The organism is Flavivirga aquimarina (assembly GCF_030540835.1).
GTDB lineage: Bacteria > Bacteroidota > Bacteroidia > Flavobacteriales > Flavobacteriaceae > Flavivirga > Flavivirga aquimarina.
This window is the reverse complement of sequence record NZ_JAUOEK010000084.1, coordinates 121,240-134,645: the sequence shown is the minus strand read 5'-3', so window position 1 is coordinate 134,645 and position 13,406 is coordinate 121,240. Positions and strand designations below refer to the sequence as shown.

The 13,406-nt window shown below is 30.6% G+C and carries 11 protein-coding genes and 1 pseudogene; 3 read left to right on the top strand and 9 right to left on the bottom strand.

Translation table 11 applies throughout. From position 1 onward, the window contains the following. Positions 1-112 precede the first annotated feature (112 nt). From Q4Q35_RS07960 to rpmH, 5 genes and pseudogenes are all read right to left on the bottom strand, one after another. Positions 113-331 carry a hypothetical protein gene (locus Q4Q35_RS07960; protein ID WP_303277432.1) on the bottom strand — a complete coding sequence of 73 codons (219 nt, stop codon included), beginning with the start codon at positions 329-331 and terminating at the stop codon, positions 113-115. A gap of 89 nt (positions 332-420) precedes the next feature. After that, a pseudogene (locus Q4Q35_RS07955) lies at positions 421-891 on the bottom strand (GLPGLI family protein); the annotation flags it as partial. A gap of 62 nt (positions 892-953) precedes the next feature. Further along, positions 954-2,549 carry a vitamin K epoxide reductase family protein gene (locus tag Q4Q35_RS07950; protein WP_303277431.1) on the bottom strand — a complete coding sequence of 532 codons (1,596 nt, stop codon included), beginning with the start codon at positions 2,547-2,549 and terminating at the stop codon, positions 954-956. 1,373 nt (positions 2,550-3,922) lie between these two features. After that, positions 3,923-6,778: a carbamoyl-phosphate synthase large subunit gene (carB, locus tag Q4Q35_RS07945; protein ID WP_303277430.1), complete on the bottom strand. Its 2,856-nt coding sequence runs from the start codon at positions 6,776-6,778 to the stop codon at positions 3,923-3,925. 114 nt (positions 6,779-6,892) lie between these two features. After that, on the bottom strand, positions 6,893-7,054 hold the full coding sequence (gene rpmH, locus Q4Q35_RS07940) for a 50S ribosomal protein L34 (protein WP_092133229.1): 162 nt from the start codon (positions 7,052-7,054) through the stop codon (positions 6,893-6,895). Positions 7,055-7,352: 298 nt separating this feature from the next. Between rpmH and Q4Q35_RS07935 the strand changes: the two genes are divergently transcribed. Further along, positions 7,353-7,931, top strand: coding sequence for a tetratricopeptide repeat protein (locus Q4Q35_RS07935; protein WP_303277429.1), 579 nt, complete (start codon positions 7,353-7,355; stop codon positions 7,929-7,931). An 18-nt stretch (positions 7,932-7,949) separates the two neighbouring features. Here Q4Q35_RS07935 and Q4Q35_RS07930 read toward each other — a convergent pair whose 3' ends face one another. Together Q4Q35_RS07930 and Q4Q35_RS07925 are read right to left on the bottom strand one after the other, a co-directional pair. Further along, positions 7,950-8,876 carry a lytic transglycosylase domain-containing protein gene (locus Q4Q35_RS07930; RefSeq protein WP_303277428.1) on the bottom strand — a complete coding sequence of 309 codons (927 nt, stop codon included), beginning with the start codon at positions 8,874-8,876 and terminating at the stop codon, positions 7,950-7,952. A 35-nt stretch (positions 8,877-8,911) separates the two neighbouring features. After that, positions 8,912-9,577 (bottom strand): alpha/beta hydrolase, encoded by a 666-nt coding sequence (locus Q4Q35_RS07925; protein ID WP_303277427.1) that lies wholly within the window; start codon positions 9,575-9,577, stop codon positions 8,912-8,914. Positions 9,578-9,771: 194 nt separating this feature from the next. On the opposite strand from Q4Q35_RS07925, the gene Q4Q35_RS07920 reads away from it, so the two are divergent. After that, positions 9,772-10,068 carry an N-acetyltransferase gene (locus Q4Q35_RS07920; protein WP_303277426.1) on the top strand — a complete coding sequence of 99 codons (297 nt, stop codon included), beginning with the start codon at positions 9,772-9,774 and terminating at the stop codon, positions 10,066-10,068. A gap of 76 nt (positions 10,069-10,144) precedes the next feature. On the opposite strand, the gene Q4Q35_RS07915 is transcribed toward Q4Q35_RS07920, so the two are convergent. Then, positions 10,145-10,684: a hypothetical protein gene (locus Q4Q35_RS07915; protein ID WP_303277425.1), complete on the bottom strand. Its 540-nt coding sequence runs from the start codon at positions 10,682-10,684 to the stop codon at positions 10,145-10,147. Between the two features lie 66 nt (positions 10,685-10,750). Next, positions 10,751-12,091, bottom strand: coding sequence for a tRNA (N(6)-L-threonylcarbamoyladenosine(37)-C(2))-methylthiotransferase MtaB (mtaB, locus tag Q4Q35_RS07910; protein WP_303277424.1), 1,341 nt, complete (start codon positions 12,089-12,091; stop codon positions 10,751-10,753). 148 nt (positions 12,092-12,239) lie between these two features. On the opposite strand from mtaB, the gene Q4Q35_RS07905 reads away from it, so the two are divergent. Then, the gene (locus Q4Q35_RS07905) at positions 12,240-13,397 is read left to right on the top strand and encodes an ATP-binding cassette domain-containing protein (RefSeq protein WP_303277423.1); all 1,158 of its coding nucleotides are present in this window, start codon (positions 12,240-12,242) and stop codon (positions 13,395-13,397) included. Positions 13,398-13,406: the final 9 nt, after the last annotated feature.

Here is a 13,406-nt window from a genome sequence, read left to right as displayed (position 1 = left end):
CTGCCATATACCAATCATCTATGGCTTCTTGGGTTTTATTAATATTATTAAGTTCATTTTAAAAAGAGTAGAAACCTACCATTGGCAAGTTTCTACTAATAAATAATTATCCTTAGGATGAACAATTCCACGCGCAATCTGCACAAGGTATAATTCCAAAATTTTGATATGGTGGAAAATGGCAAATACACTCGATTATACCCTGATAATCTTCACAACCTTCAGAGGCACCTTCACCTAAGCCATAGCCTCCTAAAACAGATTTTAATTGGTTGCGTTGTAGCATATCATCAGCTCCCAACTTCAAATTTTTTAAACTTAATTTTTTCATAATAAAAAATTATTAATAATTAATTAAATACCTTGAACAATTTAAGACACTCAAGGTTTGTGTCTGCCTTTCGCGAAAAGGGTATTTGTTTATGTCCTAAGTCTATGCTTGGGCTTTTTAATTTTCAACGATTTTTTATACTCATCTTCTGTCAATATATTTTTACTATTCAATAGTTTAATATCAATGTTTTGCTCACTATTTAGTTCCATATTCGAAACATAATAGGTTCTTCCTTTTATATAATCGCTGTTTGCATCATGAATTGAATCTGCACATTCTTGGAGTTCAAGGGTCAAACCTAGTAAGCCCAAGTAATCTTTTGGAGCTTGAGGTGTTGGAACTTGATTAGTAAACCAAGCCATAATATTCAATGTAAACATTCCACTCTTAGTTTTATAACTAAGTTTTGTTAGAGCCTTGCGGCACAAATAATCACTTAATTTCTTGGTCTCGTTCGTTACTTTCCAATTATATTTATCATAGTCTCCCCTTACTAAATACTCAGAACCTAAGAAGCTTTTCTTTATCAACAGTTTTTTATGATTATATTTATCTTGAACATTTAAAGACCATCTAAGTTTTGGTCTGCCTTTCGCGAAAAGGCTTTGGGCTTTTTATTTTATTGCAACACGTCTACTAAATCTTTAACACTATATTCTTTTGGTAATTCATAACCATTTATAAAGATAGTAGGGGTATGTGTTATATTTTCGGCATTACACCAGGCACGCATAGCTTCTATTTTTTTGTTTTGTAATTCTAATTCACCATTCATGGGGTATTTATTAGCAAAAGCTTCATAATCTTTTTGTTCTGCTAAATACCAATCATCTAATGCTTGCTGGGTTTTCTTTTTATCGCCTTTAGAATCAATAGCTAAAAAGTGACTTACTGGTTTCGCTTTGTTGTCTTTACTATCTGCTCTAGCATTGAAAAGTATTTGTAAACTTATTTTGCCAGCACTAACCAATTCTTCTAATATTGGATGTGCTTTGGCACAAGGTCCACAATAAGGATTACAAACTTTTATAATATGGTATTTTGCAGTCGTATTATTTATAGAAATACCTAGACCTTCTGGTTTAGTTTCTATCTTTCTAGACTTTACTAATAAACCTTCTAAAACATTAGAGTTGTTTTTTATTTTTTTTAAGCCTCGCTTATGTAAATTAGTTTCTTTTTGGTTTTCCAGTAACGGTTTTAAAAATTTCCAAGATATTATCGGAATTAAAAACAAAAACCCTAATAAAGATGTGTCAAATACTTTGAATGTATGGAAAAACTCTGCAAAATAAGACAATGCAATTTCTGTAATTATAACTATTTGAATTATGATACAAAACTTACACCATTGTTTAATAACAAAAGCTTGGTAGTAAATGGATGCTATGACAACGGGGAGTGAAATAAAACTTAGTAAACTTAAAATGGATATTGAACTTGCAGAAAAATTATTGATTAACAAATAAATAAGCGTACTAAAGAAATAGGAAAAAACTAAAAGACTTAAACTTAAGCTTTCTTGGAAAAGTTTCGCATGCTTTGAGCCAAGTACAGCATTACAATTCACTTTACTGCTTGCATCTCCTCCTGAACAAAAATTTTGTAATGTAGGGTTGTATTGGTCTACTTCAAACCACAAAAGGAATACACCTACAGTGAGTCCTAATATTTTTAAAACGGTGTATGATATTGTTGTTAATATAGAAGGAATATCTAAAACAGCTTCTGAATTAAGATAGCTATAAATAACCCAAAAAACAAGTAAAAAACAAGCACTGACGGTTAATGAATTAAAAAATCTTTTGTCTGAAAGTTTTTTTTCTATACCTGGTTCTTTAGACTCTACAGAGGTTTCAATAAGTAAACAAACACCTGTCCATATTTTTACAAACTCATTTTTGGAAATAGTTTCATACTTGTTTTTATCATTATAATAGGAAATGGTATCCCCTACAATTTTGTCAAGAACAAAAAACAAAGAATTTCTATTGATTTGAACCTGAATAATACATGGTAGCGGCATTTCGATTAGTTTATCGAAACTAATATTTACTGCCAATGTTTTTATTTTGTACTTATTTAAAGTATCAATAATTGCTAATAAACTAGAATGCTCTGGATGAGATAAAATATTATCTTTTATATACTTTGTGGTATAACCAACATTTAGTAATGATAAAGTTTTAATTGTAGTAGAAACAGTATTAACCATAAGTAGAAGTAATATTATAAAAAACACGTTTAGATTTAGGGATTAAATCGTACTATTTTTTATTATTTTCACACATTAAATGTAATAAAATTATTTTTACATAAAACACTCAATTCCTACATTGCACTTAAGTTTAATCGCTTTTCCTAACAACTATGTAGTCGCATGCAACATTTTAACCCATATTTTGAGATTTACATATAAATAAAAGGTCATAAAACTAGATTTTTATTCTTCCTTTTTTAAGGCAACTAGCATAATGTGTACTTACGACTTTTAGATTGGATATTAAATTGAGAGATTTAGAGTTACACAAATCAACTTTGAATTATGAAAAAACAGAATTCAAAGTCCATCAATTAAACACAAAGTATTAGAATTAAGTATTTTCGAGTTAGTATTAAACAGACCTATAAAAAATTAGTCATTTCATCGCTAGCTAAAAGAATGAATCAGGTTTGGATACTTAATATGGATTTGTAACCTTCCTTAAGTATATATAATCGTTTTTTTATATAGTAATTTATAGTTAGTCCTAAAAAAACAATTCAATACATATAAAAGCTAAAAAAGATAAAGGTCAAAGTTGTTTATGAATTCAAAATAGAAAAAGATCTTTGAAAAAAAAGAAGCTTAGCACCATATTATATTTATTAAAGTTAATTACCAGAATTATAGGTGCCCCTATTTCGGTATCATCAATAATGTAATAAAAGAATCGGGAGGATTTTGAAAACAATATGACTACTCCTAAAAAAGAAAAGCTCTATGTTTTAATTACTCATAGCTTTGTTTTTTTTAAGTTTAATAAAAAAATTCTTGAAACTGACTATCCCGCAAGCCATAGGGGTATTTCGCCAGTTTCATTTTGCCTTTATAGAGGCAAAAATCGAATTTTGTTATTTTGCCTCACCCAGAACTGCCTTTTTTTTGCAGTTCTGACCTCTCCAAAGGAGAGGTTAATTGGAAACCCCGACCCATGGGTCGGAGAATTTTTAGATTAAACAAAAGAACTCCTTAAACTTTAAATACCAAAATACTAAGTAATAAGAAGACATATTTGTGTAGCAACCATTAGTTAGAAACAAAAAGATAACACTACTTAAACAATATCTACTTACATTTAATGTACTAGAAAAACTGTTAGATCCAATGTTCTTCTGATAACTTCCCAACAATAAAGACAGAGGCTATAATGAAAGTGACATGTACGTCATATAGAATAAGCGATTGAGAATAGAATTTCCTCTATTCAACAATCGCTTATCTTTTAAATTTTCAAAACATAGTGCCTGCACTTTTTATCTAAAAGGTAAAAAGTGCAGGCACGGTAGGCTTAAAGCGGATTTTTTATTTAATATTTCGAATGCATTTTATTTACTCAAATACATTTTTCGTCTAGAATACAGATCGTAAAAATCATCATCTTTTAAGCTATCAATAAACAAGATACTCTCTCCCGTACTTTTCATTTCCGGTCCTAACCTCTTATCTACATTTGGAAATTTATTAAAAGAAAATACAGGTTGTTTGATGGCATAACCCTCTAACTGAGGATTAAAATTAAAATCTGTTACCTTTTTCTCTCCTAACATAACCTTTGTTGCATAGTTTACATACGGTTCTTTGTAAGCTTTAGCTATAAAAGGCACGGTTCTGGAAGCTCTAGGATTCGCTTCAATAATGTATACTATATCATTTTTAATCGCAAACTGAATATTGATTAACCCAACTGTGTTTAATGCTCTGGCTATGGTGTGTGTATGATCAATGATTTGTTGCATAACTAAATCTCCCAAATTAAATGCAGGTAAAGTGGCATTAGAATCTCCAGAATGTACTCCACATGGTTCTATATGCTCCATGATTCCAATAATATAAACATTCCCATCTGCATCGCAAATGGCATCGGCTTCGGCTTCAATCGCTCCATCTAAATAATGATCTAATAACAATTTATTATTAGGCATTCTTCTCAATAAATCAACGACATGCTCAATTAAATCTTCTTTATTGATAACAATTTTCATCCCCTGTCCTCCTAAAACATAGGATGGTCTTACTAAAATAGGGAAATCTAATTTATCTGCTAACTCAAGAGCTTCATCTGCATTTTCTGCAATTCCAAACTCTGGATAAGGAATGTTGTTTTCCTTTAATAAGCTAGAAAAGCTTCCTCTATCCTCAGCTAAATCTAAAGATTCAAAACTGGTTCCAATAATTTTAATACCATATTTGGTTAGCTTTTCTGCTAATTTTAATGCTGTTTGCCCACCTAATTGAACAATAACGCCTTCTGGTTTTTCATGACGAATAATGTCATAAATATGTTCCCAAAAAACAGGTTCAAAATATAATTTATCGGCAGTATCAAAATCTGTAGAAACCGTTTCCGGGTTACAGTTAATCATAATCGTTTCATAACCACATTCTGCAGCTGCTAAAACACCATGAACACAACAGTAGTCAAATTCAATCCCCTGTCCTATTCTATTCGGTCCTGAGCCTAGTACTACAATTTTCTTTTTATCGCTTACAATACTTTCATTATGAGTGTATACTTCTCCTGAAGCAGTCTCAACCTTATTTTCAAATGTAGAATAGTAATATGGTGTTTTGGCTGTAAACTCAGCAGCACAAGTATCTACTAACTTAAATACACGCTGAATATTAAACTCATCTCTCTTATTATATACTTGACTTTCTAAGCAGCCTAACATATGTGCAATCTGACGGTCTCCATATCCTTTTTGCTTCGCTTCTAATAATAAATCTTTATCAAGCGTATCAATAGTATATGTAGATATTTCTTTTTCTAATTGAAATAATTCCTCATACTGCTTTAAATACCACATATCAATTTTTGTGATATCATAAATCTGACTTAGTGGAATTCCCATGGCAATTGCATCATAAATAACAAAAACACGATCCCAAGAAGCATTGGTAAGTTTATCTATAATTTGGTTGTAATCTTTGTAACCTTTTCCGTCTGCCCCTAAACCATTTCTTTTAATTTCTAAAGATTGGGTCGCTTTATGTAAGGCCTCTTGAAAAGAACGCCCAATCCCCATAACTTCTCCAACAGCTTTCATTTGTAGGCCTAATGTTCTATCAGAACCCTCGAATTTATCGAAATTCCAACGTGGAATTTTTACAATAACATAATCTAAAGTTGGCTCAAATAAAGCCGACGTAGATTTAGTTATCTGATTATCTAATTCATCCAAAGTATAACCAATAGCAAGTTTTGTAGCTATTTTAGCAATAGGGTACCCCGTTGCTTTACTTGCTAATGCTGAGGAACGCGATACACGTGGGTTTATTTCGATAGCTATAATATCTTCCTTTTCATCTGGACTTACAGCAAATTGCACATTACATCCGCCTTCAAAATCACCAATACTACGCATCATCTTAATAGCCATATCACGCATCTTTTGAAACGTAGTATCACTCAAAGTCATTGCTGGAGCCACCGTAATAGAATCTCCTGTATGGATTCCCATAGGATCCATATTTTCTATAGAACATATAATGACTACATTGTCATTTCTATCACGAAGTAATTCTAATTCATACTCTTTCCAACCCATCATGGCTTTGTCAATCATGACTTCATGAATAGGAGAAATTTCTAATCCGCGACGTAGTAATTTATCAAAATCTTCTTCTTCATAAACAATTGCGGCACCTGCTCCTCCTAGAGTAAATGAAGAACGAATACATAATGGGAAACCAAACTCTTGTGCTATCTCTTTTCCTTTTAAGAAAGAGGTCGCTGTAGCTTGTGGAGCCATAGCCACACCTATCTTTCCCATCAATTCTCTAAATTGTTCTCTATCTTCTGTTATGTTTATAGCATTAATGTCTACACCTATTAATTCAACTCCAAAATCTTTCCAAATGCCTTTTTCATCAGCTTCTATACATAAATTTAAAGCTGTTTGTCCTCCCATAGTTGGTAAAACAGCATCAATTTGTGGATGCTCTTTTAAAATTTTGATAATGGATTTTGTATTAAGAGGGAGCAAATAAACATGATCGGCCATAGAAGGGTCTGTCATGATAGTTGCTGGATTGGAATTAATAAGAATCGTTTCAATTCCGTCTTCTCTAAGAGATCGTAAAGACTGAGAACCTGAATAATCGAATTCACATGCTTGTCCAATAACTATTGGACCTGAACCAATTATTAGTATCGATTTTAGTTTTGAATTTTTTGGCATTTTTTACTGGTTATGTAATGTAATAATAATTTGTTACAAAAATAATATTCATTAGATATAAAAAAAGGCGTTACACTTAAGTAACACCTTTAAAATATCAACAATTGTTAATCATTATTTCTTATGTCTAGTTTCAGATGACACAGATATTTTTTTTCTTCCTTTAGCCCTTCTACGTGCTAATACCTTTCTACCGTTAGCAGAAGCCATTCTTTCTCTGAAACCATGTTTGTTTCTTCTCTTTCTTTTAGAAGGCTGAAATGTTCTTTTACTCATTATCTTGTATCTTTAAAATCTGAATAGTATTTCTATCGGTTGGGCGTTCTCCAAAACCGAGGGCAAATATACAAAGCCTTTATTACTTTGCAAACCATTTTTTAAAAAATATTTTTAATTATTTTTTTTGATAAAAAGATTCTAGTAAACCTTTATTTTTTATAAGGTTAATCAATCCTTTTTGTTAAATATCTATGAGTTATTTTTAATAAAAATTTAGTTTCTTTGCAGTCTAAAACTAAGGAGACTTTATTTATTATATACGAATAAGGTCAATTCACATTACAAACTTATTAAAATGTATAATAAAATTATAAAACTAATTATAGCTATCGGCATTATTGCTTATGCAGTATATCAATTTACTGAAGGTTATATAGGAAATGGTATTATGTTCATACTACTTTCTTTAATTTTTATATTCCTTTATTTTAAAAATGAATTTATTTTATTAGCTTTTTTAAGATTACGTAAACAAGATTTTGACGGCGCTAAAAAATGGCTTAACAAAATTAAAAATCCAGAATCTGCTTTAGTTAGAAAACAGCAAGGCTATTATAATTATTTACATGGTATTATGGTATCGCAAAGTAATATGAATGATGCTGAAAAGTATTTTAAAAAGGCGATCTCTTTAGGACTGTCTATGGATCATGATCTGGCGATGGCAAAATTAAATTTATCTGGTATAGCTTTTTCCAAACGTAGAAAGCAGGAAGCTCAAAAACTACTATCTGAAGCTCAAAAATTGGATAAACAAGGTATGTTGACCGATCAGATAAAAGTGATGAAACAAAATATGAAACGCTCACAAATGCCTAATCAACACTATGGCAGTGGTGGTTCTGTAAGAGCTCAAAAAAGAAGAGGGAAATAACCCTCTTTTTTTGTTTATTTACTGCGCATGATAATATCCTTTTTCGGGTATATCAATTGTATATAATTTTCTTGATTTATTGTTTAAGTGCGATTCGCGTAACCAAGGATTATGTAGTTTTAATATTTTGTAATTAATATCATGCTCTTGTGCAAATTTCGAGAAATCTGTTACTGGTGTATCAACTTCTACTTTATATGTAGGCACATTGTTATACAAATCCTTTTCTCTAAAATTAAAACCATACTTATCCGGGTTCGATAAAATTTCTTTTAATGCTACTATTCTAAAAATATAGCGTCCGGTTTCTTCAATAAGCAGTAAATCATAATAATTAGAAACGTTTTGTTCTTTAAGTTTTCTAGACACTCCTGCAACTCCTGCATTATATGCAGCTGCTGCTAAAGTCCACGAACCTAGTTTTTCTTTAGATCTTAATAAGTATTTACAGGCTACCTCTGTTGCTTTTTCTAAATGATAACGTTCATCGACATTGTCATTAATCTCTAAACCATTTTCTCTCCCTGTTGCTTTCATAATTTGCCAAACACCTCTAGCTCCAGCTGGAGATACTGCATTTGTTAAACCACTTTCTATAACTGCTAAATATTTAAAGTCATCTGGAATACCATGCTTTTCTAAAATAGGTTCTATTATTGGAAAATACTTTTTAGCACGTTTAAACATTAACAAACCATTAGATTGCCAATAGGTATTAACTAATAATTCTCTATCCATTCGCTCTAAAATATCAGGGTTTTTAAGCGGCATCGGTTCGCCAGAAAAATTTAAATTATCTGGAACTTGTAATGCATAAACATTATAATCGTTAATTAATTTTTTTTCGAAATTCTCATCCGTAGGTGCGTCCTGAAGGGCATAAATAAATAAAGCCGATAAACTTAATAATCCCACAAACGCTAATAGTTTCTGTACTGTCTTCATTTTTAATAAGTTTTGTTTAAAGGTAAAATTTTTATTTAATTTTCTAAAATTATACGTGGTAAATTCTCGTTAAACCATTTATATTTATTAATAATCATGATATGTGTGCCATTTGCTATAGTAATACAGCCTGTTATATTTTTAATAGGAAACACAGTATCCTTATCTCCGTGTATATGTACAATATCTGGTATATTTTCGTTTTGATCCCAACATACCATTTGTTTAATAGCCCAGCTTAAATATTTACTATCTGCAACAGATAGGTACTTTTTATACATTTCTATATGCTTTTTTATATTACCGCCAAAAACATATTTTATAAGCAAATTAATATTACTTATTAATTGTGTTGGTATTAATGCATAAGCCTTGGTTTTTTTTGCTAATAATATATGCTTGGGTAATTCGTGCATGGACTTAACACTAGATACTATAATGAGTTTTCTAACATTTATATGTTTGCTTATCTCTTGAACCAAAACACCTCCAAACGACACGCCAAGCAATACTATATTTTCATGTTTTATATTATTTACAACTCTTAAAGCATAGCTACTAATAGATTCATTATCATTTGGTATAATCCACTCAAGCCAATGAATCTTAAATTGATCTTCTGGTAATTTAATGTGTTCAAAAATCGTTGGATTAGCTGCCATTCCTGGCATTAAATAAACATGTATGATCTCTTCGTTCATTTAAATTATAGTAGCGGTTAATAGATTAATTGCTTAAAATTAAATCAAAACTTACTCTAACGGTTTATTTTATAAGCTATTAACCTAGTTTTAACTTTATTAATGACATTTTTTTTGTACTTTTGCAAAACAAAGTTATATAAATAGTACTCACTATTATTAAGATTCCTTAAGAAATAAAAACAAAAATTACCATGGTTGAAGCTGCAGAACTAATTGATAATGACTTTTTACGCCAATTTGAAATAAAAGTTGATGATCACCTTGCTAAAATAGAATACTCTTTACAAGAAAGGAAGATTTTTTTAACTAAACTAGTTATTCCAGAAGAGATTAAGGACCAAGATTTTAGCAAAGACTTTTTAGTAGCTGTTTTCGAACAAATTGAAGAACGTAATTTAAGCGTTGTACCAACTAGCCCTGAAATTGCAAAGTTTGTAAGAAGTAACAGAAAATACAAGCGTATGCTTCCTGTTGGAGTAAGAATTTAATTTTTGAAACAAAAACTAATAAAAAAATCCGAAATTAATAGTTTCGGATTTTTTTATGAATTCACTTATAATCCACTTATTGTTTAGTGTAAATTAATGTTAAATCTTTGGTGGCTACTATTTCTGTAAAATCTTCGTTATATATTTTAATGCTTTCTTTAATCTCTCGGGATAACTGATTACCAATTATAGTAAATTCGTTATCATTAAACGTAACAGTATTCATATCTTGAGTATATGTAGTGGCAAAACCAATAATGCCTTGTTCGTCGCATGTTACATTAAAGATATAGTCATCTGTAGTACCATCCAATAAAGCGATATCAATATCTGGGTTATACGTTTTATTTGAAGACACGACTCCATTGGTTTCAAAAATTAGAGTCTCATTGTTAACACAGTCTACTTCATTTAAGATATTAGTATCAACAGTACCATCATTATTAATATCAAATCCATCCACTACATTCCTAGCAGTTAACTTCCATGTACCTACAACAGAAATGTTATTGTCCTCTACAGAACAACTAGTAAATAATAGTGCAAAGCATAAAATAAAAAGTAATTTATTCATATTTGGGGCATGATTAATCGCTTCGAAAATATACCGTGCCATTTTATTTACATAATAAATAAGTTAAAGTGAGTAAAACCTGCGCTAATATGTATATAAATAAGGTTTTTAGTTTGAAAGTACGTTTGTAAACTCAAATCTTACTAGGCCATCATCATCAATTTTTGTGAGATTTACATGGTGTAATGTATTTACCAATTCTGGATTCCAAGGTGTTTTTACCTTAACGTAGTTATCGGTAAACCCATGTATATAGCCTTCTTTATTTTCACTTTCAAATAAAACAGTTCTTGTATTACCAAGTTGGCTTTCGTAAAAAGCCCTCCGCTTTTTAACAGATAAACCTCGTAACATTTTACTACGCTTACTCCTTATATTATTTGGTACAACGCCGTTCATGTCTGCAGCTTCTGTATTATCACGCTCAGAATATGTAAACACGTGTAAATATGAGATATCCAATGCATTCAAGAAATTATAAGTTTCTAAAAAATGTTCATCTGTTTCTCCCGGAAACCCAACAATAACATCTACACCTATACAGGCATGAGGCATCACTTTTTTTATTTCTGAAACACGATCTATATATAATTCGCGCATATAACGACGTTTCATTTTTTTAAGAATGATGTTACTCCCCGATTGTAATGGAATATGAAAATGTGGAACAAAAGCTCTGGATTCGGACACCAGATGAATTGTTTCATTTTTTAAAAGGTTAGGTTCAATAGACGAAATTCTTAATCGTTCTATACCTTCAACCTTATCCAGTTCTGTAACTAAATCTAAAAAAGTATGTTCGTGTTTTTTATTACCAAACTCTCCTTTACCATAATCACCTATATTAACACCAGTAAGCACAATTTCTTTTATATTTTGCTTAGAAATTTCTTTAGCATTTTTTAAAACATTTTCCATGGTATCACTTCGTGAAATACCGCGCGCTAAAGGTATGGTACAATAGGTACATTTATAATCACAACCATCTTGAACTTTTAAAAATGCCCGAGTTCTATCTCCTATAGAATAACTCCCTACATAAAAATCGGCTTCTTCTATCTCGCAAGCATGTACTTGCCCAGCCCCTCGACTACGATCGGGATCATTAAGTAAATCGTTGATAAAAGCAGTAATATTAAATTTCTCTGTAGCTCCTAAAACCAAATCTACACCATTAACATCTGCTAATTCTTGAGGTTTTAATTGCGCATAACACCCTACGGCTGCAACAAAAGCTTCTGCATTTGCTTTTTGAGCTTGTTTTACAATGGTTTTAAAACGTTTATCTGCATTCTCGGTAACCGAACAGGTATTAATGACGTATATATCTGCTTTTTCTGAAAAGTCCACACGATCAAAGCCTTCATTAGTAAAACTTCTGGAAATAGTTGATGTTTCTGAAAAATTCAGTTTACAACCTAAAGTATAAAATGCGACTTTTTTCTTCATTTATTGTTTTTCATTTCCTTTACGATAGAAATGTATTTATATTTACTTGTTTTCTAACTTAAAAGCCTGCAAATTTACGTAATTGCTACAAGTAATACAATCTAAGTATGAAGACTTGAATTAAAAGCAAATAACTTATTAATAAACAATGACAAGAGCTGAAGTACGAATTAAAGAAGTCATTACTTTTTTTGAAAACAAAGACACTTTCTTAGGATACCGAAAACTTATGGATTGTGCTATAGATACTCAAAACTTAGATGTTTATAACGATGTCATAGAACTAACTGATTGGAAAGAAAAATTTCCCGATGAGGAAGATGAATTAATAAAAAGAAGTCTTCAAATTCTAAATAGAATATCTAAAATTCCAATTGACGATTATAATACAGAAACCCCTGTTATAAGTGGTTCTAACCTTATTAAAAGTTATGGTTTTAATCGTTTTAAATTAGGTCCAATTTCAATCAATATTCATAAGGGAGACGTATATGGGCTAGTAGGTGAAAATGGAAATGGAAAAACCACATTATTAAGAATTTTAGCAAAAGAGCTAAAGCACAATGAGGGGGATTTAAAATTTAATTTTGATAAGGAATTTAATAACGACTATGATTTACGTTCTAACTTGGTATATATCCCGCAACGAACTCAAAAATGGTATGGTAGTCTTAAAGATAATTTAAAATTTGTTTTATCAAACTACGGCTTAAGCCCACAAGAAAATGAAACTAGAGTTTTAATGATGATTGCTCGTTTTGGATTATGGAATTACAAACATTTAAAATGGAATGAGCTGTCTTCTGGTTATAAAATGCGCTTTGAATTAGCACGAACATTATTAAGACAACCTGAATTACTGCTTTTAGATGAACCATTAGCCAATTTAGACGTATTAGCCCAACAAGTAATTTTAGAAGATTTGAAATCTATCTGTAATTCTATAAATAACCCCATTGCATTAATATTAAGTTCCCAACAATTATATGAGGTAGAAAAAGTCTCTGACAAAGTCATATATCTTAAAAACGGTTTATATAAAGAGAATGAAGATAAAAATACAGTTGTAAACGCTAAAAGTCATTTAATCGTAGAAATTGATTGCCATTGTGAAAGAGAAAAGCTCAAACAAATTTTTGCTGATTTGAGTCTTGAAAAGTTAATTTTTAATGGTGGTATTTTTATTGCTTATTTCTCTATTGAAACAGCTTTCCCTTTAGTTCTTGAAACTTTAGGAAAGCACAAAATTGATGTTACTTATACGCGTAATATAACACAATCGACAAGACGTTTCTTTGTTTCTTAAAGCCAAATC

What these genes read in the sequence shown, in the direction of transcription:
- Q4Q35_RS07960 (WP_303277432.1), bottom strand. Translation starts at nt 331, where the DNA reads ATGAAAAAATTAAGTTTAAAAAATTTGAAGTTGGGAGCTGATGATATG.
- Q4Q35_RS07950 (WP_303277431.1), bottom strand. Translation starts at nt 2,549, where the DNA reads ATGGTTAATACTGTTTCTACTACAATTAAAACTTTATCATTACTAAAT.
- carB (WP_303277430.1), bottom strand. Translation starts at nt 6,778, where the DNA reads ATGCCAAAAAATTCAAAACTAAAATCGATACTAATAATTGGTTCAGGT.
- rpmH (WP_092133229.1), bottom strand. Translation starts at nt 7,054, where the DNA reads ATGAGTAAAAGAACATTTCAGCCTTCTAAAAGAAAGAGAAGAAACAAA.
- Q4Q35_RS07935 (WP_303277429.1), top strand. Translation starts at nt 7,353, where the DNA reads ATGTATAATAAAATTATAAAACTAATTATAGCTATCGGCATTATTGCT.
- Q4Q35_RS07930 (WP_303277428.1), bottom strand. Translation starts at nt 8,876, where the DNA reads ATGAAGACAGTACAGAAACTATTAGCGTTTGTGGGATTATTAAGTTTA.
- Q4Q35_RS07925 (WP_303277427.1), bottom strand. Translation starts at nt 9,577, where the DNA reads ATGAACGAAGAGATCATACATGTTTATTTAATGCCAGGAATGGCAGCT.
- Q4Q35_RS07920 (WP_303277426.1), top strand. Translation starts at nt 9,772, where the DNA reads ATGGTTGAAGCTGCAGAACTAATTGATAATGACTTTTTACGCCAATTT.
- Q4Q35_RS07915 (WP_303277425.1), bottom strand. Translation starts at nt 10,684, where the DNA reads ATGGCACGGTATATTTTCGAAGCGATTAATCATGCCCCAAATATGAAT.
- mtaB (WP_303277424.1), bottom strand. Translation starts at nt 12,091, where the DNA reads ATGAAGAAAAAAGTCGCATTTTATACTTTAGGTTGTAAACTGAATTTT.
- Q4Q35_RS07905 (WP_303277423.1), top strand. Translation starts at nt 12,240, where the DNA reads ATGACAAGAGCTGAAGTACGAATTAAAGAAGTCATTACTTTTTTTGAA.